2 protein-coding genes are annotated in these 877 nt (G+C 72.7%); both read left to right on the top strand.

Features of this window, described 5'->3' with window-relative positions:
• Nucleotides 1-249 (top strand): 4-alpha-glucanotransferase (locus DPV74_RS41585; protein WP_205571997.1); only part of this gene is annotated, 249 nt, incomplete at its 5' end.
• Nucleotides 246-877 (top strand): alpha-amylase family glycosyl hydrolase (locus DPV74_RS41580; RefSeq protein WP_240440122.1); only part of this gene is annotated, 632 nt, incomplete at its 3' end. The genes DPV74_RS41585 and DPV74_RS41580, both read left to right, overlap by 4 nt.

Raw genomic sequence — 877 nt, 5'->3', positions numbered from 1 at the left:
CCGGCCGATGCCCCGCCGGTCGGCGCGATCCTCGCGTACGTCGCGCGCAGCCCGTCGCCGCTCGCGATCGTGCCGCTCGAGGACCTGCTCGCGCTGGACGCGCAGCCGAACCTGCCGGGGCCGCCGTGCGGGCACCCGAACTGGCGGCAACGGCTGCCGCGCACAATCGACACGCTCTTCGACGCCGACGTGCGCGAACGCATCGCCGCCGTCGTGCAGGCGCGCCGTTCAAGGGAGCGCGGCGCATGACGCCGCGCGCGACGCTGCGGTTGCAGCTTCATGCGGGTTTCACGTTCGACGACGCGGCCTCGCACGCCGACTACTTCGCGCGGCTCGGCGTGAGTCACCTGTACCTGTCGCCGGTCGCGACCGCCGAACCGGGCTCGCGGCACGGCTACGACACCGTGGATTACGGCACGCTCAATCCCGAACTCGGCGGCGAAGCGGGTTTCAATCGGCTCGTCGACGCGTTGCGCGCGCGCGGCCTCGGCGTGATCGTCGACATCGTGCCGAACCATATGGGCGTCGGCGGTTCGTCGAACGGCTGGTGGAACGACGTGCTCGAATGGGGCCCCGCCAGCCCCTATGCGCGCCATTTCGACATCGACTGGCACTCGCCCGATCCGGCACTCGACGGCAAGGTGCTGCTGCCGTGTCTCGGCATGCCCTATGGCGACGCGCTCGCAGCCGGCGACATCACGCTGGGCGCCGACCCGGCCAGCGGCCGCTTCTTCATCGCGTGCCCCGGACGGCGGCTGCCCGTGGCGGCCGCCACCCATGCCGACATCCTGCGCCTCGCGAACCGCGCGGACCTGAACGCGCTCGCCGAACGCTTCGACGCCGCGCCGGCGCGCGACAGCGCACGGCTGGCCGCCGC

Source organism: Burkholderia sp. HAN2018, assembly GCF_024704855.1.
GTDB classification, from domain to species: Bacteria; Pseudomonadota; Gammaproteobacteria; order Burkholderiales; family Burkholderiaceae; genus Burkholderia; species Burkholderia cepacia.
This window is presented reverse-complemented; position numbering and strand designations above follow the sequence as displayed.